The sequence below is a fragment of the Saccharibacillus sacchari genome, assembly GCF_037722395.1.
Lineage (GTDB): Bacteria > Bacillota > Bacilli > Paenibacillales > Paenibacillaceae > Saccharibacillus > Saccharibacillus sacchari_A.
The window spans coordinates 813,469-840,139 of the sequence record NZ_JBBKAR010000033.1 but is presented as its reverse complement, the minus strand read 5'-3'; the positions used below and the strand labels follow the sequence as shown (position 1 = coordinate 840,139).

The window sequence follows — 26,671 nt, the reverse complement described above, 5'->3', positions numbered from 1 at the left end:
AGGGTTCACCTACCTTTTTTGTTTGGGATCGAGAACGTCCCGCAAGCCGTCGCCGAAAATATTGATCGCGATAACCGTGATAAAAATCGAGAAGCCAGGCGGAATCCATAGCCACGGGCGTTCCTGAAAATCGATCAGATTGTTGGCGGCGTCGATCATATTGCCCCAGGTCGGCGTCGGCGCCGTTACCCCGAGGCCGAAAAAGCTCAACACGGATTCGCTTAAGATCGCCCCGCCGATATTGAGCGTCGCGATGACGATGATCAGCGGAATCAGATTCGGCAGCAGATGGTGGAACAGCTTGCGCCGATTGTTTAACCCGAGCACCGTGGTCGCCTGCATGAATTCGCGTTCGCGCAAACTGAGCATCTGCCCGCGGATCATGCGCGCCATGCCCGGCCAGCTCACGAGACTCAAGATCAACATCACGATATACATGCGGTTCTCGGGCGGCACTTTCCAATCGGACAGCAGCGCGCCGAAAATGAACAGCAGCGGCAGGCTCGGCACGGTCATCAGCAGATCGGCGACCCGCATAATGACCTGATCGACGATGCCGCGAAAATAACCGGACAGCGCCCCGAGCAGCGTGCCGAGCGTGACCGACAGCACCATCGAAGCCAAGCCGACGGTAAGCGAGATCCGGCCCGCCAACAGCACGCGGGTCAGCACGTCGCGTCCCAGCTTGTCGGTGCCGAGCCAATGCTTGAGATTCGGCGCTTTGTTCATGATCGTCATATTGGTACGGTTATCGGCATACGGCGAAAACATCGGTCCGATAAAACAAGCCAAAAACATCACGATTACGATAAAAAGCCCTGTCAAAGCCAATTTATTTTTCAACAACAACCGCAGCGACTGCCGCCATATCGAAGACTTGACGATCGGCTTTGTACTTTGCGCGTTCGGGTTTGCTTTGCTTACGGATGACATGCGTGTTCCTCCTTACAGCTTGACGCGCGGGTCGGCGATGCGGTACAGCACGTCGGACAACAGCGTTCCCAACACGGTCAGGATCGCGATCAGCATCGTGAAGCCCATCAGCAGCGGATAGTCGCGTTGCCCGAACGACTGGATATAAAGCTGGCCGATTCCCGGCCAGTTGAAGATTTTTTCGATAATCAGCGATCCGCCGAACAACGCGGGCAGTTCGAAGCCGACGAGCGTGATCGCGGGCAGCATCGCGTTGCGCAGCGCATGGCCGAACAGCACGCGTCCTTCTTTGGCTCCTTTGGCCCGGGCCGTGCGGATATAGTCCTGCTGGATCACGTCGATCATATTGCTGCGGAAGTAACGGGTCAGCGAGCCCGTGCCGAGCAGCGTCATGACCGTGACCGGCAGCGCCATATGCGCGATCACTTCCTTGATATGCGCCCAGCCCGTCGCGTTGCTGCCGGTCGTGATGATGCCGCCGGGCGGCAGCCAGTGCAGGTCGACCGCAAACACTTTGATCAAAAACAGCCCGATAAAAAACGAAGGAATCGACATCGCCGCAAAAATCACGATCATAACGACGGTGTCGAACCACGAATATTGACGGTATGCCGCGATCACGCCGACGATGACCGCGATCAGCCAGGTGAAAAAGGTCGAAACGGCCGCCAGCAAAAACGAATTCCATATGTAATCGTTAAACAGCGACAACACCGGCTTTTGCTGGGCCAGCGAATAGCCGAGATCGCCTTGCAGCGCATGGGTCAGCCACGTCCAATACCGTTCCAGCACGGGCTTGTTCAGTCCGTAAATCTCGCGCAGTTCCGCTTTGCGTTCGGCGCTGAGCTTGATATTGCTGCTGATAAAATCGCCCGGCGTCATCGCGTACAAACAAAAAATCATCACGGACGCCGCGGCCAAAATGATCAAAATATACGATACGCGTTTGGATAAATACGAGCCCATCACGGTCCCCTTTCCGATAAACGACGGTCAAACAACGCGTTCCCGCACGCCCTCGTAAGGCGGTGCGGGAACGGCTTGAACTAAATGGTTTATTTCAGCGCCCACTCCGGCAAGCTGTTCGCAAGACCGGTGAACGGGCTAACCGATACATTCTCGATCCGTCCGTTGTAGGCGTACACGGTTTTCCGGTAGCTGGTGAAAATGATCGGCAGATCGTCGTTGACCACTTCGTACAGCTTTTGGTAAATTTCTTTGCGTTTTTCCGTGTCCGTTACGGCGAGCGCTTCTTTGTACAGCTTGTCCACTTCCGGATTGTCGTAGCCCAACACTTCGCCGTCGACGAATTGCGTCAGCCCTTCCGAAGGATCGGTCATCATCGCCGTGGAGAACGCCGCCATATCGTAATCGCCGCCTTCGACTTTGGACACGAGCGCATTAAAGTCCGCCAGCACTTCCGGTTGGAAGTCTACGCCGATCGCCTGGTAGTTTTCTTCGGCGAGCGCGATAAACACGTCGGTATCCGGGCTTTTGCGACCCAGGTAATGAATAGTCAGCTTTTGACCGTCTTTTTCCCGGATGCCGTCCGAACCTTTGACCCAGCCCGCTTCGTCCAGCAGTTGGTTCGCTTTGTCGGGATCGTACGGATAGGTGTTGATATTGTCCGTCGTGTACGACCACGAGATCGGCGACGTCGGGATATTGGCGACTTCGCCCGCTCCCTGGTTGGCGTCCACGTAGATACTTTGACGATCCAGACCGTATGTGAGCGCCTGGCGCACCGCTTTGTCCTGAAGCTGTTTGTGTTCATGATTGAGCGTCAGGTATCCGTATGTACTCGGCGTGTAAGGAATGGTGTTCAGGAAACCCAGCCCTTCGATCTTTTCCAGGTTTTCCTGCGTGGCGCTGAACGAAGCGTAATCGACTTCGCCCGTCTCGACGTATTGCCACGTATCGCCTTCGGACGTTTTGTAGATGAAGTGCTCGGTTTTCGGTTTGCCTTTGGAAAAGTTCTCGTTGGCGACCATGCGCACTTCTTGTCCCGGAATGAATTTTTCCAGCTTGTACGGGCCGTTGCCAAGCGGATTTTCGTGCAGTTTTTTGATATATTCCAGATCGCCGAACTTGTAGTCTTTGCCGTAATACGCTTTCGATAACACATCGCCGCCCAGTTGCAGAATCGCCGACGCGTCGACGTTTTCCAGCGTAACCGACACCGTCTGCGGGTCGATCACTTTGATCCCCGAGATGGCGTCCGCGGTTCCGGCTTTGTACTCCGCGCCGCCCACGATGCCGAGTTCCGGGATCTGCGAGTCGCCGTCGTACGCTTTATCGTGCAGAATGGTCCAGGTAAACGCCACGTCGTCCGCCGTCAACGGCGAGCCGTCGCTGAATACCGCGTCTTTCGGCAAATGGAAGGTATACGTTTTTTCGTCGTCCGAGACGTCGAAGCTTTCCGCAAGCTGCGGAACGGGAAGTCCTTTTCCGTCCACGGTCAGCAGCGATTCGTACAGCAGCGAAGAGACGTTGCCGTCATAGCCGCTTTGATGGAAATAAGGCGTGAACGCGCCGCTCGGGTCGGTCAAGCCGACGATGATCGTATCGGTACGCTGCTGCGCCACGCTGGGCAGCTTCGACAGATCGGAGGCTTGGATCGCTTCCGAAGCCGCCTTTGCGGTAGCCGCCGTTTCGCCGCTTGCCGTTCCTTCCGTTTGGCTGACTGCGCCGCCGGCCGTATCGTTCGCGGCTGCCGACGGTTGCGCCGTTTCTTCGCTGCCGCAAGCCGCAAGCGCCACCGAACTTGCGAGCATCATGCCGGACAGCAAAAGAATTCCTTTTTTCATTCCCGTTTCCCCCATATTCTTGTGAATTTCAATAGAGTACGTTGGCCGTTCGTACACAGTCAACTTACTTGGCTCATGTTATCTCAAAATTTAATTAACTATAATTCCGATTAACTAAGTATGAAATATAAGCGAATGTCCCCATTATAGAAAGATAAAACGGTTCTGTAAATAGAGAACTCACTTAAAACCAAAACGAAATCAATAGTCGGTTACGCGGTTTGGTTCACTTTTTTAAATGGTAGAAAAAGGTTCGTTGCTTTCGCGCATACTCTATCAATATCGAATACAGATTATTGAAATAATCCGGATTTGGACCTAATATAGTATCAAAATCATGTAAATAATGAAGGTGGCTTTGTTCAGCATGACACTTGAAGTTTTTTCCGACCTTTCCGAACGTCTGAATTATAATAGGCCCGATCTCCCTCTGTATGTTCGAAAAGGCTCGCTGCGTCTATTCGATCGTTACGCAGCGGCGTACCATTGGCACCCTGACGTCGAATTTATTTTGATCCTGGACGGGGATATGGAATACTTCGTCAACGGTCAGACCGTCCGGCTCGAAACAGGTGAAGGAATTTTCGTGAACAGCAAAAGGCTGCACTACGGCTTTTCTTCCACACAGACGGACTGCACGTTTTTGGTTGTGGCGATCCACCCTCTCCTGCTCGGCGAAAGTACGTTGGCGGGCAAAACGTATCTGGAGCAAAAGTTCGGTTCGTTAACGGATAATTTTTTACTGTTGCAACCTCGGACGCTCTGGCAGCGCGAAATCTTGGATTCGATCAGGCAACTGTATGAAGAGGTCTATGCAGGAGGCGAAAATCTTTTCCGATGGATGTCGCAGGCAACGCATTTATGCGCTTGTGTAGCCGAGCATCTGAAGCAAACTCCCGAGCAAGAAGCGGACGAGCATGCGTGGATGATTATCCGAGCCATGACCCGTCATATTCACTCCAATTACGAAGAAAAGATCTCGATTGACGAGATCGCCGCTGCCGGTTCGGTATGCCGAAGCAAGTGCTGTTCGTTGTTCAAAAAGCATCTGGGGCAAACGCCGAACAATTATCTGATTCAATATCGGATACAGAAAAGCTGCGAGATGTTGAAGGAAAGCGATCGGTCGGTGGGGGAAATTGCGATGGCTTGCGGGTTTCAGACAGCGAGTTATTTTTCGATGGTGTTTCGGAAGCATATGGGGTTTTCGCCGCAGCATTTTAGGAGGTAAAAAAGTTCCTGTTCGCTTAGGAATACCCGAAAGCTGCGAGAGAAATTCGTTTCGGTCGCGTGTTGAAATCGAGAAAAAGGATCAAATTTTTAGTCGAATTTTCTCGATTTCAAAGGCGATCGCTAACGCTCCTGCACTGAATTTCTCTCTCCGCTTTCTCTCATTTCACAACTCAAAAACTTTTAAAAAGATAGGGGTAAGAAACCTAACGGATTTTGCATCATCCATTTAAAGTTCATTTTTTAAGTTCATCGTTCTCGAAACGTTGTTGAAAGTTTTTTTCTTGCGTTTCGGCGATGTGTTGGACGCGTTTGGAGTACGATATTTTTCGGATGACGGCGTAGATGACGATAAGCAGCAAGATCGCCAGCGTAAGTTCAATAATCATGATTCTCCTCCTGTTGCGGTAAGATTAACTGTATTCAGGATAAAATATTGGAGGAGATGGAGCTTTCATAATCGGTTATATGTGTATCAATATCGGACAAGAATAGTAAGCCGGGATACGGGTCAAGCCAAAAAAGAAGCTGTTCCGACTCCGCCCATGCGGATCGGACAGCTTCTTTTGACGGGAGCGGCGTTTTATTCGAGGATTTGGCAATCGGCCAGAACATCGGGTTTATGGCGCATACTGTCTTCTTCGGTGATCGCGCGGACGATTTTGCAAGGAACACCCGCGGCAAAAGAATGCGCGGGGATGTCTCGGGTGACGACGCTTCCCGCCCCGATCACGCAACCGTCGCCGATGGTTACGCCGCCGCAGACGGTCACGCCGGCCGACAGCCATACATCATTCCCGATCACCACCGGTTTGGCATAGCAAAGCGTAGCCGGTTTGCTGTTCGCGTCCAGCATCTGTCTGCGCTCCGAAGCGATAAAAGGATGCACGGGCGTGGCGATGGTCACGTTCGGTCCGAAACTGACATGGTTGCCTATTTTGACTTTCGCGTCGTCTTGCACAGTCAAATTGTAATTCGCGAAAAAAGAATCCCCGATCGCCGTGTGCACGCCGTAATGGAAAAAGATCGGCCCTTGCATAAAAGAACCTTTTCCCAAAGCCCCGAGTAACTGATCCAGCAACTTTTCCCTGGTTTCCGTCTCGTCTTCAAACGTCTGGCTGTACTGCTGACTGAGCTTATGCGAACGAAGTTTGATCGTTTTAAGCTCGGGATTGCCGGGTGAAAATAAAATGCCTCGATGGATACGTTCCTGTTCGGTCATACGCGGCCCCCCACACGGTGAATGGCCGGGCAGCCGCAATGTAACGGTTGCGTTCACCCGGCTTGTTAACGCTTACCCTACAGTTTACGCTTACCACTCCACCTCGTCAAAACGCTGTTCCCTGTAATAATATTCCCGATCCCGCTCGGTAATTTCTCGCAGCACCCGACATGGGTTTCCTACCGCGATCACGTTCGCCGGCACGTCTTTGGTGACGACGCTTCCGGCTCCGATCACGCTGCCCTCTCCGATCGTCACCCCGGGCAAAAGAATAGCGCCACTGCCGATCCATGCCCCGTTTTCGATTACGACCGGGAGTGCATACATGCCGCCTTCTTTGCGCTTTTCCGGATGCACGGGATGAGCGGTTACCGCGATGGTCACATTCGGGCCGAACATCACGTCATCGCCGATGGTGACTTTATAATCGTCGACGATCGTCAGATTGAAATTCATATACACGCGGTTGCCGACCGTCGTATTGGAACCGTAAGCCATCCGGATCGGCGGTTCCAACCAGACATGTTCGCCGATTTGACCAAACAATTGCTTCATCAAGGCCGCGCGTTCTTCCAAGCGGTCCGGGTGCAACGTGTTGATCTCGTAACAAAGCGTTTTGCCGCGTTGCCTGGCTCTGGCCAAAGCTTCCGCTTCTTCCGGGTAACGGTCATCGTGGTCGGTAAATAATTGACGCGCCGCCATTCGTTCTTGAATATTCATGTTAGTAGGCTCCTTTTAAGAGGGATGGGATGAAGCGGAATCGAAATCACGGGTCAGATTGTTCAGCCATTTGTACTGTCGGTAACGCCAGATCGCGGCAGGGAGCTTCACGAACTCATCCATACTGATTACCGCGTACAAAGCGAGAGGAGGAACCGACCAGACAAACGCACACAGATAACTCAAAGGAAGCACGATGCCCCACATGACGATCGTATCGCACCAAAATCCAAACATGGAATCTCCGCCCGCGGGGAAAAGCCCGGCGATCGTCACCGCGTTCAATGACTTGGCGATGCAGTAGACCGCACAGATATTAAGCATGCCGTCCAAATACATTTCGGCTGTCGAGCTTAAACGAACCAGAGCGAATACGGGAATTTTCATCGCCAACACCGCAGCCCCCGCAATCACGCCGAAAAACAAAGAATAAGCGATCAAGCGCCTACCGATCTGTTTCGCTTTTTCTAGCTCGCCTCTTCCCAGATATTTACTGATCAACACGGCGCCTCCGCTGGCAACCCCTCCGCATAACACGACCGCCAGATTTTTCACGACGGACGCGACGGAATTGGCGGCGACCAGCTCCGCGCTCACATGCCCGATCACGGCGGCAGTCACGGTCAGCGCTCCTCCCCACACGATGTAATTGCCTTGCACGGGAAGCGTATAGCGCAAAAAATCTCGGAGCAGCTTGCGCTGCATACCGTCACGGGGCGGCAATTTCAATTGGATCGGTCCTTGCAGCAACGAATGGAAGACGCATCCGGCCAATTCGATCCAACGCGCGCATACGGTAGCTACAGCAACCGCGACAACCGCATGTCCGGGCTGGCCCGGAAACCATACAAAAATGCACAGCGCGTTCAACGCGATATTGAGCAGCAGGCACGCCGAACTGATCCACGCGCTGAAGCGGGCTTTTTCGATGCTTCTCATCACCCCCAAATAAATCTGCGATATCCCCATAGCCAAATAAGAAAAAGACAAAGGCTGCAAAAATAAAGCTCCGTATCGGATCAATTCAGGGTCATTTGTGAAAAATCGCATCAGAACTTCCGGAAACGCGACGCAAACGACGAAAAACAAAAAGGAAATGCACAAGGAAAACGTTCCGGCAAGTCCCAATAAACGCTGGATGGTCGCCGTGTCCTTTTTTCCCCAGTATTGCGCGACCAGAATGCCGGCTCCCATAGACAACCCCATATAAAACAAGGTAAGCATAAAAGTGATTTGCCCGGCCAGGGAAACGGCGGACATCGCGCTCTGGCTGACGAAGCCGAGCATCAGCACGTCTGCGGAAATGACCAAAGCCGAGACAAGGTTCTGCAAGGCAATCGGCAGAACGAGCGAAAACAGTTCGCGGTTAAAAGACTTTTGCAAAATAGGCTGACGATTCGGCAATAACGGTTTCGCTCCTTTCCGGCTGCGGCGTGTACGCCCCTAAATATAGCCGTTTCCCCGCTCCGCTTGCTACCAATATCGAATGTACGCTTAGCAAAATCGTGCACGGTTTCGGAAAGCGCCGGGGAACGTTTCTTTTTCTCTATCGCAAAAAACGGCTCTCCGCCGAAGCGAAAAGCCGTCAATGCTTGTTTGCGCAAACCGTCACTCGCTGCCGATGTATTCTGTCAATTCCGCGCTTAATCCTTCTATCGCCGACATCCGCAAGCTGTATATCGTTAACGTCTCTCCTTCAAAATGCGCGCGGGTCAGTCCGGCCCGACGCAAACTGGATACGTGATCGTGAGCGATTCCTTTCGACAAGCCCAAATGACGGGCAATCTCGATAAACGTTCTCGGCCCTTTTTCCAGATACTTCAGGATCTTCAATCGGTTTTTCTCACCCAAACTGCGCAGCGCGCGATACATTCGGGGAGTGGGCATGCCGGGATCTTCGAAATGCACGTCGGATGCGTAATGGCAGATCGTCAGCTTCCCATAATGATAAATCACGTTGACCGGTTGAAAATGGTACTGCGGAATCAATAGCAAACGTTCCAGTCCGGCCATCTTTTCAAATACCAACCCGTGCGTCAGCCGATCGACAAATCCCTCCGGGGTCTCATTCTCGCGTTGTCGGGCTTCGCTTGACGCATGCCGACCCAACGCCCCTATCACAGCCGGATCGCAATGCCGAAAATACTGCTCGTTCCACTCGTGGATCATCTGATGCAGACGACGCAGGAAAGCTTCAATGTCCTCCGGCAATTCGACCTCGTACGCGGCTGTGCGACTGCGAATCGAATCGGCGCTTTCCCGCTCCAACCAGTGCAAAAAGCGCTGCGGCGTTTTCGGATTCGGCGACAGATACGCGAGCAAATAAGCGGCCTTCCAGTCCCGGTCCAACAACGATAGATCCAACAACTCGGCAAATTCAGGGGTTAAACGCGCCTTCACTTCATTGGCCCAGGCCGGGGATAATTCGATCTTTTTATAAAACTTCCGACACAGATAAGTATGCAGGCTGTTCATCAATTCGTAGAGCGGCTGAAATTCAACGTCGATTGCATAGCGCATGGTCCGGATTCCCCTTTTAGCTTATTCTCTCCACTATAGCACCGGGTACCCTTCATATAAAGAATGGGAAAGAAAGTTTGATTTATCGGTCTTAAGAACCAATTTAGTTACCTGTACCTGTTTTAACGTTCGCCGCAGTATCATGAGTCGCGAAAAAAATGTAGAATTATGTTACATCTCTTCAGTAAGCGCACGTGATGCCGATATAAAAGAAGATGTAGAGAAAAATAGTCGAGAGGCAGGAGAAGAGAAAATGGCACAACCGTACAGTATTCAAACCAATCAGGCTGCGAAAAAGGTGGACATGAAAGTCAGCGGCACGTTTACACCGGAAGATTACCAAAACTTCGTGCGCGATTACGCGAAAATGGCTTCCTCGATCGACGCAAAAGCGTTCACGCTCGAAGTGGATTGCCGCGAGATGGACCTGCTGGCGACGCAAGAAGTCGAAAAGCTGAAAGGTTCGTTCGCGAGCTATAAAGAAACCGGATTCGAAAAAGTAGTCTTCATCATCAGCCCTTCGCAAACGATCATCAAAATGCAACTGGCGCGCGTCGCTCGCGAAGCCGGTCTGAGCAACCACGAAATCATCACGAAGTAATTCATCCCACGCATACCTGTTTAGGCTCAGGCCCGGATTCATTTGTTCCGGGTCGGAGCCTTATTTCTTATGAAACATACCGTCGATCTAAATTTAGAGATAAAAGGAGAAAACCGTATGAGCCGTATTCATATTGCCGCTGTTGATATTTACCACCCGAAAAACGCCGTCGGCAACGAATTTTACTTTGATCATTTCGACCGCAGAGACAATGATATCCGGCGTTTCATGGAACATATGGGCAGAGAATCCCGTTACGTTATCGACAATGACGAGGAAAACGGCCTGACCATGGGCATCGAAGCCGCGAAAAAGGTGTTGGCGAAAGCCGGCCTGCAAGGCTCGGATATCGACATGATCGTCTTTTCGACGCAAGTGCCGGAAACGACATTCCCTGTCAATGCGCTGTATATTCATGCCGCAATCGGCGCTGATTCTCACGCAATGGTGCTGGACTCCAATGCAAACTGCGCAGGTATGGTGGTTGCCGTCGATCATGCCAGCCGCTATATGCTGACCAGCCCGGACATTCGTCGTGCCCTGATCGTCGGGTCCGACTATAATACGCTCGTTAGCGACCCGGAAAGCGCAATTACGTACGCTAACTATGGCGATGCCGCGGCAGCCGTGATTTTGGAACGCAGCGAAGCGGAAGGCGGGTTTATCGACTCCATTTACCATACCGACCCCGTCAACCGCGACTTTATCCGTTATCCGGCGGAAGGAATGGCGAAGACGGTTAAGCACGGATCGGACGCCAAAGGGATTTTGTGGCTGCCGTTCGAAGCGCATGCCGCGATGCCGCCGACGTTCGCAATGTTCGAAAAGCTGCTTGGACGCCACGGTCTAACCCCGCAGGAGGTTGGTAGCTATTGCTTGTCGCAGTTCTCGCTGGAAAACGTGCTGAAAATTCAGCGTCAATACGGGCTGAATGACGAGCAGATGGTCTATGTGGGCGATCGCTTCGGTTATACGGGGACGAGCAGTCCGTTTATCGCGCTGCATGAAGCGGTTGAGACCGGGCGCGTAAAGCGCGGGGATCATGTGTTGTTTTGGTCGATCGGGTCGGGGTTCCAGCTTGTGGCGATGTTGTTCCGGTATTGAGCGGGATTCTGCTGAGGGGGCGCTTAGGGAGGCGGCTGCGGGGAGTGTTCGTTTCGGTCGCGTGTTGAATTTGGGAAGCGGATTTAAATTTTTAGTGGAAGCTTCTCAAATTCAAAGGCGATCACTTATAGTATAGGCTTCCGAAGTGCATTTCTTCGAAATGCTTTAGTTCCTACACGAACACTCCCCTCCGCCTGGTGCGGCGCTTGGGCTGAATTCCTCAATAGTTTATGGGTAGTGTAAAAGATTAAAGACAGAAATAAAGAGGCCGTGGTTCGCGTCAGTTGCGAATCACGGCCTTTTTTGGTTATGACGTTAAGGAAAGCTTAGCGGCCGCCCATGAAGGAAGAGATGTCGACGTTCAGGGATTGGGCCAGGCGCATGCCGTATTCGCGGTCGGCGCGGATAAAGTTGCAGATCGCGCGGAGTTTGGTGTCTTCGCTGACTGCGTTTAGGTCGTTTACGATATTGGCGATCAGGTTATCTTGCTGCTCGGCGGTGTAGGAACGGTATTGGGCGCCGGCTTGGGAGAAGTCGTCGGTTTTGAAGATTTTTTGGCGCGTGACATGGCCTTCGAGAGCCGGTTCGGATTCGCGGTAAGCGGGATCTTCGACCGGGCTTTCGTTATCGCCGTTCGGTTCGTAGTTCACTTTGGGCGAAGCGGGATGTGTGTTCATGGCGCCGTCTTGTTGATGGTTGCGGACAGGCGCGTACGGGCAGTTGATCGGGAGTTGCAGGTAGTTCGCGCCCAGGCGGTAGCGTTGGGTGTCCGGGTAGGAGAACAGACGGCCTTGAAGCAGCTTGTCCTCGGACGGCTCGATGCCCGGTACGAGCGCGCTCGGCGAAAAAGCCGCTTGCTCGACTTCGTTGAAAAAGTTTTGCGGGTTGCGGTTCAGCGTCATCGTGCCTACCGTATAGAACCGGAATTGTTCTTCCGGCCAGACTTTGGTCGGATCAAGCGGATCGAAGTCGTAATCGTCGATGTTTTCCGGTTGGATCATTTGGACCTTAAGCGTCCATTCCGGGAAATTCCCTTCTTCGATCCGATCAAACAGATCGCGCGTCGCATGGCTGAAATCGTCGCCTTGCACTTCGCGGGCTTCGGCTGCGCTCAGCGTGCGCACGCCCTGCTTGGATACCCATTTGTATTTGACGTAAACGACTTTCCCTGCCGCGTTTACCCATTTGAAAGCATGCACGCCGAAGCCGTCCATTTCGCGATAATTAGCCGGCGTGCCGTGATCCGACAATAACCAGGTCATCATATGCGTGGATTCCGGCGTGCGCGTCATAAAGTCCCAATAACGCGACGGTTCCTGACGGTTGGACTGCGGATCGGGCTTGAGCGAATGAACCATGTCCGGGAATTTGATCGCGTCGCGGATAAAAAATACCGGAAGATGGTTGCCCACGATATCGTAGTTGCCCTCCTGCGTGTAAAACTTAACGGCAAAACCGCGCGGATCGCGTGCCGTTTCCGGCGAACCGGTTCCGTGAATGACCGTCGAGAACCGGACGAATACAGGCGTTTCCAACCCGGCCTCGCCCAGGAAAGCGGCTCGCGTATGTTCAGCCATGCTGTTTTCCGTTTTGAACACGCCGTGGGCGCCGGCTCCCCGCGCATGCACCACACGTTCCGGAATACGCTCGCGGTCGAAGTGCGCAAGCTTTTCCAACAGGTGATAATCTTCCAGCAAGGTCGGGCCTCTGCGGCCTGCCGTTCTTGAATTTTGGTTGTCGCCTACCGGCGTTCCCTGATTGGTCGTCAGTCTCGAATGCGTCATATGAAAGATCTTCCTTTCCGGATTGAAAGTGGATGGTTGAGTATCAATTATTTAGAATTGGTTTTAGACCGCTTCTAAATTTATAATTGAATTCTACCATCGTTCCAGAAGGTCGATCATGAGGAGAAGATAAGCGTTTGGTGAAGATCAGATGAAGGCGAAGCCGGAAAAGGTCCGGCTTTCGCAGATGAACAGAAACAGCGATTCAAAGGAAGGCAATCAGGAGATCCGGGAAAAGATTCAGGTCAGTACGCAGACTGTTTTTAATCCGCCAGACGGTAGCCTACGCCTCTTACCGTAGCGACGTACATCGGCTGGCCCGCGCGATCGCCAAGCTTTTTGCGCAAACTTTTAACATGGACATCGACCACGTTGCTGCCGCCGAAATACTGTGTTCCCCAGATCCGGTTTAACATATCTTCACGCGTCTGTACCGTTCCCTGTCCTTCAATCAATTGCAGCAGCAGCTCATATTCGGTCTTCGTCAGATCAATACGCGCACCGCCGCGATAGACGGTCATCCGGCGACGATCAATACGTAAGTCTTTGAAAATGAGTTGATCGCGTCCCCCATCGAGATCAGCCGCCGAGTCAGCATCCGGTGTACGGAATGTACCGGTTCGCAAAATACGACGCACATGATGCAAGCCTTCTTGCGGCCTTGCAGGCCAGACCAACAGTTCCTCGTGGGCTCCGATCGACCCATCGCCGCACAACATGCGCTCGTCCACCAAAAATAAGGTCGGGATCGCCGCGTGCACCGGATGCATGTTTTCCCGGAATGCGCCGACCGGATCTTCATCCTGGGAACCGCTAACGTCGAAGATCAGCAGATCGGCCTGCATCGCTCCCGCTTCGGAATGCTCCCAGCGATGAAACACCAGTACGTCGAAGCAAGCTTCCATCAGCGTTCGCATTAATTCATGCATGCGGCCGGGAAAAGGACTGACCATAATGATCCGCCTGGTCATTTCGCATACCTCGGGCATCGGAGCCTGTATCTCCAGCACCGTCATTTCTTGCGCTTGCTTCTGCATTCGGCGCACACTCCTTCCACAACGATATGAGCACCTTCCACCTCGTATCCGGTTTCTTCGGCTACCCGGGCCAACCATTCTTCGGGAATCGCAGTCATCACTTCGTCGACTTTTCCGCACGCTTCGCATACGATATGCTGATGATCATCCGTACGCGCATCGTAGCGACTTGCCGCTTCTCCAAGCTTCAGCTCGCGAATCATATCTTTATCCGTCAAATAACGCAGCGAATTATATACGGTTCCATACGCGAAGCTGTGACCGCGCTCCACCAACCGATTCATCACGTCAGCCGCCGTCGGATGATCGACTGCATCACACACAATATCGTATACGGCTTGACGTTGGGTTGTTAAATTAATTGTTTTCATCGGGCATTCCTCTTTTGGGTTTAGTTTGATGTTGAGACACGATTGAGTTTCATTCTCACTTATTTCGATTTAGAATAAGTATAAATCTATTTCGCAAAGGAATCAAGATACTCCAGTAAAATAGGCAGGCCGCGATTGTGGCCTGTCTAAAGGTACCGATACGTCTTATTTATCTCCGAACGCAAAAAACGGCCTTCCCGAAGGAAGGCCGTTTATCAATGGCTCGATGCAATGATCGAAGTCATTTTTTAGCGGTCTTAGTGAACGTAATGCTGTACGCTCCGCCGCTTTCACTTGAATAACCGATGAAACCTCTTACCGTTCGCCGAAACTTGTTGCCCTTTCGGCACTCTTGCCAAAACCGAACGATTTCGCTTACCGAAACCGACTCTCATGGATGAATCGTTTCCTAAATCCTGATGTTGCTCACTGCGCTTCATGCGACCGCCAGATCGTATGCGCTATATGGCGAAACCGTGCGTTAATATTCCTGAGTTGTCACTCTACGGTGAGAGACTTCGTTACTTGAAACCTAAAACAACGAAAGCCCTGCCTCTCTTCCATCCTTGCGGCTCCGAAGACCGCGCCAGTGTGATCCGGCTATCAAAGCATATGCTGCATGTGCATAATTTCGTTATTCAAGTGTCCACAATGTTTATTATTATAGCGCAGTTTTCTGATAAAGTCAAACCCGCCATAGGCGGAAGTACGAGTGCTGCGGGAGAAGTTCGGCAGTTTTTGTAGAAAAAAGTAAAGTCCAAATCCCTGATTTCATTTTATTAGAACGCATCAAAAGCCCTATTCCCGATTCCTTCTGTATAACCGATAACATCCATAGGCTTATGTTCAAACGGACTCCAGGTCCGACAGCCGGAAAGGAGGAACCCGACATGGATATTGCGGCACTTTCTACGGCGATGAGCCAGGTAGCCGTCACCCAGCAGGCCTCGATTCAGGTTATGAACATCTCCATGGATCAAGCCAAGCAGCAAAGCGAACAGTTTGCCAAAATGCTGGAAACGAGCGTTGCCCCACATTTAGGCGGCTCGGTCGACTTCCGCGCGTAATTGGCAAAATACCCAAAAAGGCTCGGATGCGGAACTTCTGCACCGGGTCTTTTTGAATGAGTTCATGTTCTTTTCATGCTATAATTCGTTCATCATCTACTTCTATATTATACATATCGAATTATGGGAGGTTCACTTGCTGAACGAACAACAACTTCAAAATGTCAAATCGCTCCAAAATATCTGCGAACAGCGCGACGGTATTCTGCTAAAGCTCAACGACGACATGCTGCGCATGCCTTCGCGGGAAGAACATATGGATTATTGCCATTACGAAGAAGATCAGCTCATCGGCTTTTTGGCGCTTTATGGATTCGGAGGGCAGCTGGAAGTTTGCGGCATGGTTCATCCGGATTATCGCAGACAGGGCATTTTCACGCGTTTGTGGAACGAGGCTTTGGCTTCGGGACGGCTCACAACAGCTTCATCCGTGTTGTTCAATGCGCCGAAAGCTTCGCTTGCCGCACCCGAATGGCTGAAAACGATACGTTGCCGCTACTCGTTTTCCGAATATGAAATGGCATGGCAAGCGGATCAGATGCAAGAAAAATCCACTGAGGTGCAAGCGACTTCCGTCTCTTACCGTCCTTATGAAGCGGCTGATCGGGAATTTGTGCTTCAACTGTATATGGATGGATTTGATACGGACGAGGAAGACACTGCGGGAATGCTTCAAGAAGAAGCCCAGAGTTCCAAACGGATTCGCAGCATGATCGTCTATCACGGACAAACCGTAGGCACGCTGGTCATGGACTACGATACGCCGGCTCAGGCCTGGATATTCGGATTGGTGATTGATATCGCTTATAGAGGTCAAGGCATCGGACGCAGCATCCTGATGCAAATGATCCGCCGCGAAAACGAATCCGGACTGCAACCGCATATCGGCGTGGAGACTCAAAACGATAATGCGATGAGACTGTATGAAAGCTGCGGATTCCGCTCGTATGCGGTACAGGATTACTACGATCTGCGGCTATAGCCTTTTATAAATAGACCTTGCGCAAAAAGCCCTGTTCGTCCGCAATCCGCGGATTTGAACAAGGCTTTTTACCGTATACCGGGCTATTCCGTTCAGCTCAAACGAAACGCAGCAACAGACTCGGTCGCATCCTGCTTGCAGCGTCCACAAGTGCACGTCTGATCGCCGTTTGTCTCCTCCATGCCACTGTGCGCGAGTCTCAAATAGTCCAGCGACTTCTCGTAAGAAACATCGTCCAGCGATAAGTGAATACGTTCGCCGTCCAACACGCTGTAGACTTCGATCTTCGCCGGATCGGTTCCGAAGGCCTGGCGACAAAACACCCGCGCCGCATGCCGGTAACCGTCCAACACTTCTGGATCAACGTCTACCACGAATTTTTGCAAATGAATCCCTTCTCCATCATCGCTTTGCCAAGCCGCCTGGAAGATCATCGATAGATTCATTCCAAGCTCGGCAACATGCGTCTCGAACTGCTCATACAGCATGACCGGACGTTGTCCTTCATAGCCGTTGGCTGCGAAAAAGGATTGCAGATGACGCGCCACCCGATCTTTCAGCTCCCAGTAGCTTTTTTCCGAATCGAAATAGGCAATGCGACGCGGCCAGCGGTAGTCGACCAGTTCGCCGGCGTCCGCGTGGTTGCGCAGCTCGGGTTGGGCCGAGTAGTAGCGATTGACCGCGTGACCGACCGCATACTGCACGCGCTGCGTCCAATGGTATCCGCCATCGGATTTGCGAGTCGTGTCAGGCTGCCGGGCCGAAGATAACCAACGCTCCAACTGATGGTCTTGCAGCAGCGGGGTCTCCTCGGCGGAAGGCGTCGGAAGCTCCCTCTCGCTTCTCATACGCCAACCGTACTGCCGACAAAGTTTCTGCCGAATGCACGGCAATTCTCACGTTCGTCGCCGGATGGGTTCAATTCGAGTTTCAGAGGTTCGAGAATCATTTCTGCGCCTCGTTCAGCCAGCTTTTCCTGCAAAAGATCGACGGCTTTCGCGAATTGTTCGTACACCGTATCGCCGCTGCCGAATACCGCCGCCTTTTTCCCCTTGAGATCCAATTCGTCCAGATCGTCGTAGAAATCGAGGAACTCGTCCGGCAGTTCCCCGTCTCCCCAAGTGTATGCCCCGAGCATAATGCCGTCGTAATCGAGCAAAATGTCGGCATTGCAGTCCTCGGCCAATTTGATTGTGACTTCGCCGCCTGCTTCTTGGATACCGCTTGTGATCAGTTCTGACATTTCCTCCGTATTGCCGGTCATGCTGGCGTATATGAGAATGAGTTTGCTCATGATTAAACCTCCAAGTTCAAATTCCAATATCCTCTATCATAATGATAATGATTATCAGTGTCAAATGGTTTTGAATTTCTGGATTTTTGACCCCTCCTCGGGTACAATGAAAGTCTGGGAATTACGGCGAACGACGGCGTATACATCCTGTAGCATTCAGGGCAATAACGATAAAATTAAGGGTGGTTCAATCACAATGTACATGGCTCAAAATTGGAAAGACTATGAACTGATCGATACAGGCGCGGGCGACAAGCTGGAGCGTTGGGGCGACGTGGTCCTGCGCCGTCCGGACCCGCAAATCATCTGGCCGATTGCGGACGAAAGCGGTCCTTGGCGCGAAACGGCGGGGCACTATCATCGCAGCTCCGCCGGCGGCGGTGCATGGACATGGAAAAAGCAGCTTCCGGAGCGTTGGACAATCAACTATGACGACAAGCTGAAATTCTATATCAAACCAACAAGCTTCAAGCACACAGGCTTGTTCCCCGAACAGGCGACGAACTGGAGCTGGATGATCGACAAGATCCAAAACGCCGGGCGTCCGATCCAAGTGCTGAATCTGTTCGCTTACACGGGCGGTGCCACGGTGGCTTCGGCCTATGCCGGTGCAAGCGTCGTTCACGTCGATGCAGCCAAAGGCATGGTGCAATGGGCAAAAGAAAATATTGAGCTCTCCGGCCTGAAAGACCGTCCGGTACGCTTCATTACAGACGACGTATTCAAATTCGTACAGCGCGAACAGCGCCGTGGCAACAAATACGACGCGATCATCATGGACCCTCCTTCCTACGGACGCGGCCCGAACGGAGAGACATGGAAGCTTGAATCCAGTCTGTATCCGTTCCTCGAATCGTGCATGCAGATCCTGTCCGACGATCCGCTGTTTATGCTGATCAACTCGTATACGACAGGCATCTCGCCGACGGTGCTTTCGAACATGCTGGAGATGACGATGAAGCCGCGTTACGGCGGGCAAATCAGCGCAGGCGAAATCGGATTGCCGATCTCCCGTTCCGGTCTGACGCTGCCATGCGGCATTTTGGGTCGCTGGGAGTCGAAATAATGAACAATCCGGACGAACGCGCTTCAGAGGGGCTATCCGGCATTTCTGTGCTGTTGGAAGACAATCATCTGCTTGGCGTCGTCAAACCGGTCAATATCCCGGTACAGGAAGACGCCAGCGGCGACGCGGATATGCTCACCCTGCTCAAAAGCGATCTCAAGATCCGGCACGATAAACCGGGCAACGTGTTTCTCGGCCTGGTGCATCGGCTGGATCGTCCGGTCGGCGGTGCGATGATCTTCGCCAAAACGTCGAAAGCGGCTTCCCGATTGTCGGATTCGGTGCGTACGCATTCGATTCGCAAAACCTATGTGGCCGTGACAAACGGCGTACCGCGTGAACGCGAAGGACATTTGGTGCATTATTTGCTCAAGAACGAACGCACGAATACGGTCACGGCGGTTCGAAAAGGAACACCGGGAGCCAAGGAAGCCATATTGGATTACAAAGTATTGGCCGAAGACGGCAATCGGGCTTTGGTACATGTCGAATTGCATACCGGGCGTTCGCATCAAATTCGCGTGCAAATGAACAGTATCGGCTGCCCGCTGTATGGCGACCAAAAGTATGGCGCGGCTTTGACCAAGCCGGGCGAACAAATCGCGCTGTGGTCGGTTCGCCTTCGTTTTCCGCATCCGGTCACGAAGGCATCGACATTGCTGATTTCGCTTCCGCCGCAGGCGGCACCCTGGACGCAGTTTTCGGACAACACGTACAAGCTGCTTCAAAACGAGTTGGAGTACGGGGAATAAAGCGGACAAAAGACGGCACGGCTTAAAAAACGGCACAAAAAAAGACGTTAGGGAAAAGCTGCTCGAAGCAGCCGAACCGACGTCTTTTTCGCTACTGGAAATAGATGAGCCATAGAAGAAAAAAGAGCAACGCGATCGCAGCGCTGAGGCCGCCGACGATCCAGGATACGACGTGCTTACGGGTGTGCGGAATATATTTGCGTTCCATGTATCCCCTGAACGCCATAACCAACGACAGCGTCAGAAAAACGAGCGGATTCGTGCTCATGAAATCGACGGTCCACCACAATACGATCAAAACGAACACTCCGATGCCGAGTCCCCAGCTATACACGCGATAACCGTCGGTTTGCGACAAATGTTCTGTTTTGAATGTTCGCAATTCGGCTTCGCTCAACACGATTTTTTCTACCAAAGCTTGCATCAGATAAAGGCCTACAGCAGCAAAACCGTACAAGTACGCCAGATGAAGCATAAATCTCCTCCTGTTCGGTAAATGATTGAAAGTCGTTCTACCTATTAGACGCAGAAGACACAATCCCGGTTGCTTATTTTCTTTAAAAATCAGCGGTAAACAAAAGACGTTTCTCCGCTTAGGCGAAAGAAACGTCTTTTGTTTATCAAACGGTTGTTGCTGATCCGTTACACGGCCGAATCCCGTTCGAACGACGGCAGCAAATCGAGCACCGTATCCGACTTTTCTACGTTGATCAGCGCTTTACCGATATGTTTGCGCTCGGTCAACGGGGCTTTCCCCGCCGGGAACTCAAGTCTTTCTCCGTTGGACAGTACGGCAACAGCCGGTAATGTATCGCTTGTATTGTAAGCAGCCAGAATTCGCTTGCCGTTGGGCTTCACTCTTTTGCCTTCCTTGAACTCGAAAGTCGCAATGCCCTTGCCGCCACGGCTTTGCGATGGATATTCCAGCAGCATTGAACGTTTGGCGTGACCCAGATCTGTGACAACCAGAACTTCGCCTTCATCGCCTTTGACGAACAACGAAGCCGTGATTTCATCTCCATCTTTAAGCTGAATACCGCGTACGCCTGCGGATACCCGGCCCATCGGTGACACTTCCTGTTCGCTGAAACGGATGCTCATGCCTTGTGCCGTCACCAGCAGCATATCTTGATCGCCTTGACTCAGGTTTACTTGAACGACTTCGTCCCCTTCGCCCAGCTTGCAGGCTGCAACGCCTCCACTGCGCTTGGTTGCGTAATCGCGCAGCGCGGTTCGCTTAACCTGTCCTTTTCGTGTCGTGAAGACCAGCGATTGCTCCGATTCTTCAAGTTCCTTAACCGGAATGATCGAGACGATTCGTTCTTCTTTATCGAGCGGAATCACGTTGACGATGGCCGTACCGTTATCTTTCCACTTGAACTCCGGAATCTGGTGCACGGGCAGCAGATAGAATTGTCCGCGCTGCGTGAACACAAGCAGTCGATCCAGCGTGCTTACGTCAAGCAGTTGACGAATATAATCGCCTTCCCGCGCGCCCGAGGCATTGCGGTCGCTGCCCGATCGCGTGAACGAAGCCATGCCCGAACGCTTGATGTAGCCTTCTTGCGACAGCGAGACGATGACGTCTTCCTGCGGGATCATGACTTCCAGATTCAGCTTGATCTCTTCGACCTCGCTCTGAAGATCGGAGCGGCGGTCGATCCCGAATTTGTCGCGGATTTCGGTCAGTTCTTTGCGAATGACATTATCCAGCTTGCGGCTGCTCGACAAAATGCCTTCCAACACGTTGATCCGTTTTTCCAGATCCGAATGCTCTTTTTCAAGCTGAGTGATCTCCAGATTGGTCAGGCGGTACAGTTGGAGAGTCAAAATAGAATCCGCTTGGCGCTCGGTAAAACCGAACATCCATTGCAGATTGTTTTGCGCGTCCTGACGATTTTTCGAAGCCCGGATCGCGGCTACGACTTCATCCAGAATATTCAATGCTTTGACCAAGCCTTCAAGCACGTGAGAACGATCCTTTGCTTTCTCCAACTCGTGCGACGTACGCTTGGTGATGACTTCGCGCTGATGGTTGATATACGCTTCGAGAATCGCTTTAACGCCCAATTGCTGCGGCGCTTTATTGACGATCGCGACCATGTTGAAGTTATAGCTGACTTGAAGATCGGTCTTTTTGAGCAGATAAGCGAGAATGCCGTTGGCGTCCGCGTCTTTTTTCAGCTCGACTACGATTCGCATGCCTTCACGGCCGCTTTCGTCCCGCACTTCGGCGATGCCTTCGACTTTCTTCTCTAACCGAATATTCTCCATCGCCGTCACAAGACGCGCCTTGACGACCTGATACGGAATTTCGGTGATGACGATTTGTTGCTTGCCGCCGCGCAAATTTTCGATATCCGTGCGGGAACGAATCTGAATTTTGCCGCGTCCGGTGGAATAAGCTTCGCGAATTCCCGCTTCGCCCATGACCGTACCGCCTGTCGGGAAGTCCGGTCCTTGGATATGCTGCATGATGCCGTCCAGGTCGATCTCCGGAGAATCCATGACCGCGATGCAGGCGTCGATGACTTCCCGCAAATTGTGAGTCGGAATTTCTGTGGCAAAACCTGCCGATATCCCGCTGACGCCATTCACCAACAGATTGGGGTAACGGGCAGGCAGCACGACCGGTTCTTTGGCCGTATTATCGAAATTGTCTTTAAACTGGACGGTACGCTTGTCGATATCGCGCAGCATCTCCATCGCGATCGTCGACAAGCGGGCTTCGGTATAACGCATCGCCGCCGCCGGGTCATCGTCGATCGAGCCCCAGTTTCCGTGTCCGTCCACAAGCGTATGCGCCATTTTCCACGGCTGGGCCATACGCACCATGCCTTCGTAGATCGAAGAATCGCCGTGCGGGTGATAGTTGCCCATGACGTCGCCGACCGTTTTGGCCGACTTGCGGTAGCCTTTCTCCGGCGTGTTACCCGATTCGTACATCGCGTACAAAATCCGGCGTTGAACAGGCTTCAGCCCGTCCCGGACGTCAGGAATCGCGCGGTCTTGAATAATGTATTTGGAATACCGGCCGAAGCGGTCGCCGACCACTTCTTCGAGAAAAGCCGGTTTGAAAATTTCTTCCGGTACGCTCATCGATTAAAAGTCTCCTTCTGTCGCTTATTCTTCGACTTCGGTAAAGTCCACGTTCTCCACGATCCAGCGTTTGCGCGGATCGACTTTGTCGCCCATCAATGTAGAGACGCGTTTCTCTGCTTTCGCCGCGTCTTCCACCTGGACCTGGAGTAAAGTGCGCGTTGCAGGGTCCATCGTCGTTTCCCAGAGTTGATCCGGGTTCATCTCGCCCAGGCCTTTGTAACGCTGAAGTTCGAAGTTTTTACCGCCCTTGGTCAGCTTCTCAAGCTCTTCGTCGCTCCATGCGTACACGACTTCGTTTTTGCGCGAGCCTTTGCGGGTGATTTTGAACAACGGCGGCTGGGCAATGTATACACGGCCCTGATCGATCATCGGCTTCATGTACCGGTAGAAGAAGGTCAGCAGCAACACCTGAATATGCGCACCGTCTGTATCCGCATCGGTCATGATGACAATCTTGGCAAAGTTGCTGTCTTCGATCGCGAATTCAGGCCCGATCCCGGCTCCGATCGCCGAGACAATGGCACGATATTCTTCGTTTTTCAGAATTTCGGCCAATTTGGCTTTTTCCGGGTTCAACGGCTTGCCCTTCAATGGAAGAATGGCCTGGATTTTGGAATCGCGTCCCTGCTTCGCAGAACCGCCGGCGGAGTCGCCTTCGACGATAAAGAGTTCCGTTTTCGTGAAGTCCTTGGATTGCGCGGGAGTCAGCTTTCCGTTCAGGTTGGAGCTTTCGCTGCGTTTTTTGCCGGTCCGCATCTCGTCACGCGCCTTGCGTGCAGCCTCTCGCGCACGCGCGGCTTGGACGGCTTTGCGAGTCAGAATCTGTGCGGCCTGCGGATTCTCTTCCAGGAACTGCGCCGTTTTGTCGGATACGATCGCATCGACCGCACTGCGGGCCGAAGCGCTGCCGAGCTGGTCTTTGGTTTGGCCGACGAACTCGACATCGCCCATTTTGATACTGATGACGGCCATCATGCCTTCGCGCAGATCGCCGCCTTCCAGGTTTTTGTCTTTTTCCTTCAGCAAGCCGGTTTTACGTGCATATTCGTTCAAAATACGCGTATATGCCGTTTTGAAGCCTGTTTCGTGCGTACCGCCGCCCCGCGTAGGAATGGAGTTAACAAATGAAGCAATCGTTTCCGTGTAACCTGCGTTATATTGGAAAGCCACTTCGACTTCAATATCGTCTTTCTCCGCGTAAAAACGCACGACGTCGTGCAGCACTTCTTTGCCTTCGTTGAGGAACTCGACGAACTGTTTCGCTCCGCCTTCGTAGTAGAACTCTTCTTCCGTTTCCGTACCCTTCCGATAATCGGTTAGCACAATGCGCAGCCCCGAGTTCAAAAAAGCCAGTTCCTGCAACCGTTCGGCCAATGTATTGTACGTCAGGGCGATTCCGTTCTTGAACACGCGAATATCCGGCTTGAACGTAACTTTCGTGCCGGTCTGTCTCGTATTTCCCAGCACCTCAAGTCCCGTTACCGGTTCTCCGACATGCTCTACGCCTTTTTTATCCACCCGATATTCGAACCGCTGGCGGTGAATTTTACCGTCGCGGTAAATTTCGACTTCCAGCCATTCGGACAACGCGTTGGTTACCGATGCGCCAACGCCGTGCAAACCGCCGGACTTTTTGTATCCTCCGCCGCCGAATTTGCCTCCGGCGTGCAGGACCGTATAGACGACCTGCGGTGTAGGCACGCCGCTTTTGTGCATGCCCGTTGGAATGCCCCGCCCATTATCGCGTACGGTAACGGAGCCGTCCTTGTTCAACGCCACTTCTATTCGGTCGCAATATTTCGCCAGATGCTCGTCGACAGCATTGTCCACGATTTCCCATACCAGATGGTGCAGACCCGAAGAGCTGGTGCTCCCGATATACATCCCCGGCCGTTTGCGAACCGCGACCAGGCCTTCGAGCACCTGTATGTCGTCCGCATCGTATCCCTGAACGGCCTGCGGGGCCGCCATCTGTTCTGCCGTATCGATCTGTTCGGCCATGATTTCTCCCTCTTTCTCTCTTGCTCGCCCTTTGCCTCCGGATCGTCAGCTTACCGAAATGCAAACAAGTGTTTTCATTTTTCTCTTTTTATTTTAAGTCAAAACGTCCCTCTTCGTAAACACAATAAATGAAATAAATACGGAAACCGCTCCCCAGGCCGCTAAAACAGCCAATGAGAAGCCCAATGTCATGCCGTCAATCGGTGCCGGATTACCGGCCAGATACTCGGTAAGCCCAAGATTGACCATAAATAAATATTTGGCGCTGCTCCAAGCGGAAGCCATATTGGTCAAAATGGAGCCGGAGATCAGCGCTGCCATCATGACGACAATGCTTGCGGCCGTACTGCGCACAAGAACGGATACCATAAAGGCCAATAGCGCAACCACGACCCCGACAAACCAGACCAATCCCGCCTGCATCAACAGGTATTGCCACTGTGGCGTAGCCTGCACATACGTCAGATCCACATCGGAACCGTTCAGTACAAAGCCGGTGAAGATCGGAATGCTCCAGCCGGAGTAGCCGAAAAAGACACCTGAAATCAAATAACAGACCGCATAGGCGCTCACTATGATCAAGGAGACGAACATGAGCAGGGCCGTCAGTTTGCTTAACAGCACTTTCCAACGCCGCACCGGCCTTGCAAGCAGCATCTTGATTGTACCGCCTGTTCGTTCCGAAGAAACCAGATCGGAAGCGATAGTCAGAATCATCAACGGAATAAACAAGGCTGCTGAGTTATCGATGAATTCACGCGTGAATGTCACGCCGCCCGGCTCATTCGGATTCACGTCATGATCCAGATAATACTGCATCTGCTGAATGTAAATTTGCCGATATACCTTCCACTCTTGCGGAACCCGGTCGCTGCTCAGAGAGTTTTGGTTATCGATTATCGCCTGCTGAACCTCCAGACGCCAGTCCGTACCATAGCTTTCCTGGCGTTCAAGCGATTGCCGCATCTGCGCATAGCTGAAGATCGGCACCATAACGGCAAGAATCAACAACACGATATAAAAGCGCTTTTTCTTGATGATCTTGACGACTTCGTTTTGTACCATAGCCCAAAACCGTTTCACTCGATGCCCTCCCCTTCTGTCATTTGCAGGAAAAGTCGCTCCAGCGTAGGGGCAACGCGGTGAACGCCTCGTACGGCAATGCCTGCGCGAACCATCACATCAAGCACTTCGGCTACACGCTCTTCCGGTGTCTCCGTCACGATACTCCGCTCATTTAACAAAGCGGTAGCAGCATCTTCCAACGCTTCCGCTCCGGCCGAGTCCACAATCACGATGTCTTCATATCTGCCAAGCAAAGTCAAAGCCTTCGCTTTCGGTTCAACATCCCAAATCACCATTCCGCGGCCTGCGCCCATCAACTCGTCGACCGACCCTACGGCAAGCTCTCGCCCTCCGCCAATAATCGCGACCCGATCACACAGGAGTTGGATTTCGCTCAATAAGTGACTGGATACGAAAACGGCAAGTCCTGCAGAAGCCAGTTCGCGGATAAAAGCCCGCATTTCCTTGATCCCCTTGGGATCGAGGCCATTGGTCGGCTCATCAAGAATCAGCACTTTCGGCCGAGCAAGCAGCGCTTGCGCGATCCCCAGGCGCTGACGCATTCCGAGCGAATAGGTGCGAACCTTCTCATGGATTCTTCCGCCCAGATGAACAAGCTCCGTAACTTCGCGAATGCGTTGTTCATCAATCCCATCCTGCATACGGGCAAAATGCATCAGGTTCTCCCAGCCTGTAAGATAAGGATACATTTCCGGATTTTCGACGATAGAACCTACATACTTGAGTGCTTCTTCCGGTTGCTTTTGTACATCGAAGCCGCAAATCTCGACGCTTCCCGAGGTCGGTTTAATAAGCCCGACCAGCATGCGAATCGTTGTCGTCTTCCCCGCACCGTTCGGGCCGAGAAAGCCGAAGATCTCGCCTTCCCGCACATCGAAGTTGATGCTATGAATGATCGTTTTACGGCCGATTCGCTTATTCAAATCCCGTACGCGTAGAACGAAACTGTCGTCAGGCTGGTTCATCCCTACCCCGTCCCTTCTTTAGGTATC

Annotated in this window: 25 protein-coding genes; 7 read left to right on the top strand and 18 right to left on the bottom strand. The window is 52.4% G+C overall.

The genetic code is table 11. The annotated features are described in order from the left end of the window. Positions 1–9: 9 nt before the first annotated feature. From opp4C to WKI47_RS12590, 3 genes are all read right to left on the bottom strand, one after another. Entirely contained in the window at positions 10–933 is a 924-nt protein-coding gene (gene opp4C, locus WKI47_RS12600) for an oligopeptide ABC transporter permease (RefSeq protein ID WP_340227454.1), read from the bottom strand. Between the two features lie 12 nt (positions 934–945). Then, positions 946–1,899, bottom strand: coding sequence for an ABC transporter permease (locus WKI47_RS12595; protein ID WP_340227453.1), 954 nt, complete (start codon positions 1,897–1,899; stop codon positions 946–948). 89 nt (positions 1,900–1,988) lie between these two features. Continuing rightward, a complete protein-coding gene (locus WKI47_RS12590; protein WP_340227452.1) occupies positions 1,989–3,740 on the bottom strand; it encodes an ABC transporter substrate-binding protein in 1,752 nt (583 codons plus the stop codon). A gap of 367 nt (positions 3,741–4,107) precedes the next feature. Here WKI47_RS12590 and WKI47_RS12585 point away from each other — a divergent pair, with 367 nt between their 5' ends. Continuing rightward, a complete protein-coding gene (locus WKI47_RS12585; RefSeq protein ID WP_340227451.1) occupies positions 4,108–4,971 on the top strand; it encodes an AraC family transcriptional regulator in 864 nt (287 codons plus the stop codon). Between the two features lie 235 nt (positions 4,972–5,206). Here the strand turns inward: WKI47_RS12585 and WKI47_RS12580 are convergent, their stop codons facing one another. The 5 genes from WKI47_RS12580 to WKI47_RS12560 form a co-directional block, all read right to left on the bottom strand. Further along, a complete protein-coding gene (locus WKI47_RS12580; RefSeq protein ID WP_340227450.1) occupies positions 5,207–5,359 on the bottom strand; it encodes a hypothetical protein in 153 nt (50 codons plus the stop codon). A 194-nt stretch (positions 5,360–5,553) separates the two neighbouring features. Next, positions 5,554–6,192 (bottom strand): sugar O-acetyltransferase, encoded by a 639-nt coding sequence (locus WKI47_RS12575; RefSeq protein ID WP_340227449.1) that lies wholly within the window; start codon positions 6,190–6,192, stop codon positions 5,554–5,556. A 90-nt stretch (positions 6,193–6,282) separates the two neighbouring features. Further along, positions 6,283–6,912, bottom strand: a complete 630-nt coding sequence (locus WKI47_RS12570) for a DapH/DapD/GlmU-related protein (RefSeq protein WP_340227448.1) — start codon at positions 6,910–6,912, stop codon at positions 6,283–6,285. Between the two features lie 15 nt (positions 6,913–6,927). After that, a complete protein-coding gene (locus WKI47_RS12565) occupies positions 6,928–8,316 on the bottom strand; it encodes an MATE family efflux transporter (protein WP_340227447.1) in 1,389 nt (462 codons plus the stop codon). Positions 8,317–8,520: 204 nt separating this feature from the next. Further along, the gene (locus tag WKI47_RS12560; protein WP_340227446.1) at positions 8,521–9,432 is read right to left on the bottom strand and encodes a winged helix-turn-helix domain-containing protein; all 912 of its coding nucleotides are present in this window, start codon (positions 9,430–9,432) and stop codon (positions 8,521–8,523) included. Between the two features lie 253 nt (positions 9,433–9,685). Here WKI47_RS12560 and WKI47_RS12555 point away from each other — a divergent pair, with 253 nt between their 5' ends. Further along, positions 9,686–10,033, top strand: a complete 348-nt coding sequence (locus WKI47_RS12555; RefSeq protein WP_340227445.1) for a hypothetical protein — start codon at positions 9,686–9,688, stop codon at positions 10,031–10,033. A 117-nt stretch (positions 10,034–10,150) separates the two neighbouring features. Continuing rightward, positions 10,151–11,137 carry a 3-oxoacyl-[acyl-carrier-protein] synthase III C-terminal domain-containing protein gene (locus WKI47_RS12550; protein WP_340227444.1) on the top strand — a complete coding sequence of 329 codons (987 nt, stop codon included), beginning with the start codon at positions 10,151–10,153 and terminating at the stop codon, positions 11,135–11,137. A gap of 326 nt (positions 11,138–11,463) precedes the next feature. On the opposite strand, the gene WKI47_RS12545 is transcribed toward WKI47_RS12550, so the two are convergent. From WKI47_RS12545 to WKI47_RS12535, 3 genes are all read right to left on the bottom strand, one after another. Beyond that, positions 11,464–12,921 carry a catalase gene (locus tag WKI47_RS12545; protein ID WP_340227443.1) on the bottom strand — a complete coding sequence of 486 codons (1,458 nt, stop codon included), beginning with the start codon at positions 12,919–12,921 and terminating at the stop codon, positions 11,464–11,466. A 263-nt stretch (positions 12,922–13,184) separates the two neighbouring features. After that, the gene (locus tag WKI47_RS12540) at positions 13,185–13,958 is read right to left on the bottom strand and encodes a winged-helix domain-containing protein (RefSeq protein WP_340227442.1); all 774 of its coding nucleotides are present in this window, start codon (positions 13,956–13,958) and stop codon (positions 13,185–13,187) included. Then, positions 13,934–14,329 carry a transcriptional repressor gene (locus WKI47_RS12535; RefSeq protein WP_340227441.1) on the bottom strand — a complete coding sequence of 132 codons (396 nt, stop codon included), beginning with the start codon at positions 14,327–14,329 and terminating at the stop codon, positions 13,934–13,936. The genes WKI47_RS12540 and WKI47_RS12535 overlap by 25 nt, the downstream gene beginning before the upstream one ends. Before the next feature lie 890 nt (positions 14,330–15,219). Between WKI47_RS12535 and WKI47_RS12530 the strand changes: the two genes are divergently transcribed. Beyond that, positions 15,220–15,396: a YjfB family protein gene (locus WKI47_RS12530; RefSeq protein ID WP_172239709.1), complete on the top strand. Its 177-nt coding sequence runs from the start codon at positions 15,220–15,222 to the stop codon at positions 15,394–15,396. Between the two features lie 136 nt (positions 15,397–15,532). Beyond that, positions 15,533–16,378 carry a GNAT family N-acetyltransferase gene (locus tag WKI47_RS12525; RefSeq protein WP_340227440.1) on the top strand — a complete coding sequence of 282 codons (846 nt, stop codon included), beginning with the start codon at positions 15,533–15,535 and terminating at the stop codon, positions 16,376–16,378. 92 nt (positions 16,379–16,470) lie between these two features. Here the strand turns inward: WKI47_RS12525 and WKI47_RS12520 are convergent, their stop codons facing one another. Further along, positions 16,471–17,226, bottom strand: a complete 756-nt coding sequence (locus WKI47_RS12520; RefSeq protein WP_340227439.1) for a hypothetical protein — start codon at positions 17,224–17,226, stop codon at positions 16,471–16,473. Further along, positions 17,223–17,672 (bottom strand): flavodoxin, encoded by a 450-nt coding sequence (locus tag WKI47_RS12515; RefSeq protein WP_340227438.1) that lies wholly within the window; start codon positions 17,670–17,672, stop codon positions 17,223–17,225. Before WKI47_RS12515 ends, WKI47_RS12520 begins: the two co-directional genes overlap by 4 nt. A gap of 196 nt (positions 17,673–17,868) precedes the next feature. Here WKI47_RS12515 and WKI47_RS12510 point away from each other — a divergent pair, with 196 nt between their 5' ends. After that, on the top strand, positions 17,869–18,738 hold the full coding sequence (locus tag WKI47_RS12510; RefSeq protein WP_037289117.1) for a class I SAM-dependent methyltransferase: 870 nt from the start codon (positions 17,869–17,871) through the stop codon (positions 18,736–18,738). Next, a complete protein-coding gene (locus WKI47_RS12505; protein ID WP_340227437.1) occupies positions 18,738–19,490 on the top strand; it encodes an RNA pseudouridine synthase in 753 nt (250 codons plus the stop codon). The genes WKI47_RS12510 and WKI47_RS12505 overlap by 1 nt, the downstream gene beginning before the upstream one ends. A gap of 91 nt (positions 19,491–19,581) precedes the next feature. On the opposite strand, the gene WKI47_RS12500 is transcribed toward WKI47_RS12505, so the two are convergent. The 5 genes from WKI47_RS12500 to WKI47_RS12480 form a co-directional block, all read right to left on the bottom strand. After that, positions 19,582–19,965 (bottom strand): DUF4181 domain-containing protein, encoded by a 384-nt coding sequence (locus WKI47_RS12500; RefSeq protein ID WP_340227436.1) that lies wholly within the window; start codon positions 19,963–19,965, stop codon positions 19,582–19,584. A 167-nt stretch (positions 19,966–20,132) separates the two neighbouring features. Beyond that, positions 20,133–22,589 (bottom strand): DNA gyrase subunit A, encoded by a 2,457-nt coding sequence (gyrA, locus tag WKI47_RS12495; RefSeq protein ID WP_340227435.1) that lies wholly within the window; start codon positions 22,587–22,589, stop codon positions 20,133–20,135. A gap of 24 nt (positions 22,590–22,613) precedes the next feature. After that, a complete protein-coding gene (gene parE, locus WKI47_RS12490) occupies positions 22,614–24,593 on the bottom strand; it encodes a DNA topoisomerase IV subunit B (RefSeq protein ID WP_425355458.1) in 1,980 nt (659 codons plus the stop codon). 93 nt (positions 24,594–24,686) lie between these two features. Then, complete coding sequence (locus tag WKI47_RS12485; protein WP_425355457.1) at positions 24,687–25,676, bottom strand: ABC transporter permease subunit; 990 nt, start codon at positions 25,674–25,676, stop codon at positions 24,687–24,689. Continuing rightward, positions 25,673–26,644, bottom strand: coding sequence for an ABC transporter ATP-binding protein (locus WKI47_RS12480; protein ID WP_340227434.1), 972 nt, complete (start codon positions 26,642–26,644; stop codon positions 25,673–25,675). Before WKI47_RS12480 ends, WKI47_RS12485 begins: the two co-directional genes overlap by 4 nt. Between the last annotated feature and the right edge of the window lie 27 nt (positions 26,645–26,671).

Coding starts and splice junctions, on each gene's coding strand:
- WKI47_RS12540 (WP_340227442.1), bottom strand. CDS start 13,958: ATGCAGAAGCAAGCGCAAGAAATGACGGTGCTGGAGATACAGGCTCCG.
- WKI47_RS12575 (WP_340227449.1), bottom strand. CDS start 6,192: ATGACCGAACAGGAACGTATCCATCGAGGCATTTTATTTTCACCCGGC.
- WKI47_RS12500 (WP_340227436.1), bottom strand. CDS start 19,965: ATGCTTCATCTGGCGTACTTGTACGGTTTTGCTGCTGTAGGCCTTTAT.
- WKI47_RS12545 (WP_340227443.1), bottom strand. CDS start 12,921: ATGACGCATTCGAGACTGACGACCAATCAGGGAACGCCGGTAGGCGAC.
- WKI47_RS12555 (WP_340227445.1), top strand. CDS start 9,686: ATGGCACAACCGTACAGTATTCAAACCAATCAGGCTGCGAAAAAGGTG.
- opp4C (WP_340227454.1), bottom strand. CDS start 933: ATGTCATCCGTAAGCAAAGCAAACCCGAACGCGCAAAGTACAAAGCCG.
- WKI47_RS12590 (WP_340227452.1), bottom strand. CDS start 3,740: ATGAAAAAAGGAATTCTTTTGCTGTCCGGCATGATGCTCGCAAGTTCG.
- WKI47_RS12580 (WP_340227450.1), bottom strand. CDS start 5,359: ATGATTATTGAACTTACGCTGGCGATCTTGCTGCTTATCGTCATCTAC.
- WKI47_RS12480 (WP_340227434.1), bottom strand. CDS start 26,644: ATGAACCAGCCTGACGACAGTTTCGTTCTACGCGTACGGGATTTGAAT.
- WKI47_RS12520 (WP_340227439.1), bottom strand. CDS start 17,226: ATGAGAAGCGAGAGGGAGCTTCCGACGCCTTCCGCCGAGGAGACCCCG.
- WKI47_RS12570 (WP_340227448.1), bottom strand. CDS start 6,912: ATGAATATTCAAGAACGAATGGCGGCGCGTCAATTATTTACCGACCAC.
- WKI47_RS12585 (WP_340227451.1), top strand. CDS start 4,108: ATGACACTTGAAGTTTTTTCCGACCTTTCCGAACGTCTGAATTATAAT.
- gyrA (WP_340227435.1), bottom strand. CDS start 22,589: ATGAGCGTACCGGAAGAAATTTTCAAACCGGCTTTTCTCGAAGAAGTG.
- WKI47_RS12510 (WP_037289117.1), top strand. CDS start 17,869: ATGTACATGGCTCAAAATTGGAAAGACTATGAACTGATCGATACAGGC.
- WKI47_RS12505 (WP_340227437.1), top strand. CDS start 18,738: ATGAACAATCCGGACGAACGCGCTTCAGAGGGGCTATCCGGCATTTCT.
- WKI47_RS12515 (WP_340227438.1), bottom strand. CDS start 17,672: ATGAGCAAACTCATTCTCATATACGCCAGCATGACCGGCAATACGGAG.
- WKI47_RS12530 (WP_172239709.1), top strand. CDS start 15,220: ATGGATATTGCGGCACTTTCTACGGCGATGAGCCAGGTAGCCGTCACC.
- parE (WP_425355458.1), bottom strand. CDS start 24,593: ATGGCCGAACAGATCGATACGGCAGAACAGATGGCGGCCCCGCAGGCC.
- WKI47_RS12560 (WP_340227446.1), bottom strand. CDS start 9,432: ATGCGCTATGCAATCGACGTTGAATTTCAGCCGCTCTACGAATTGATG.
- WKI47_RS12550 (WP_340227444.1), top strand. CDS start 10,151: ATGAGCCGTATTCATATTGCCGCTGTTGATATTTACCACCCGAAAAAC.
- WKI47_RS12595 (WP_340227453.1), bottom strand. CDS start 1,899: ATGGGCTCGTATTTATCCAAACGCGTATCGTATATTTTGATCATTTTG.
- WKI47_RS12535 (WP_340227441.1), bottom strand. CDS start 14,329: ATGAAAACAATTAATTTAACAACCCAACGTCAAGCCGTATACGATATT.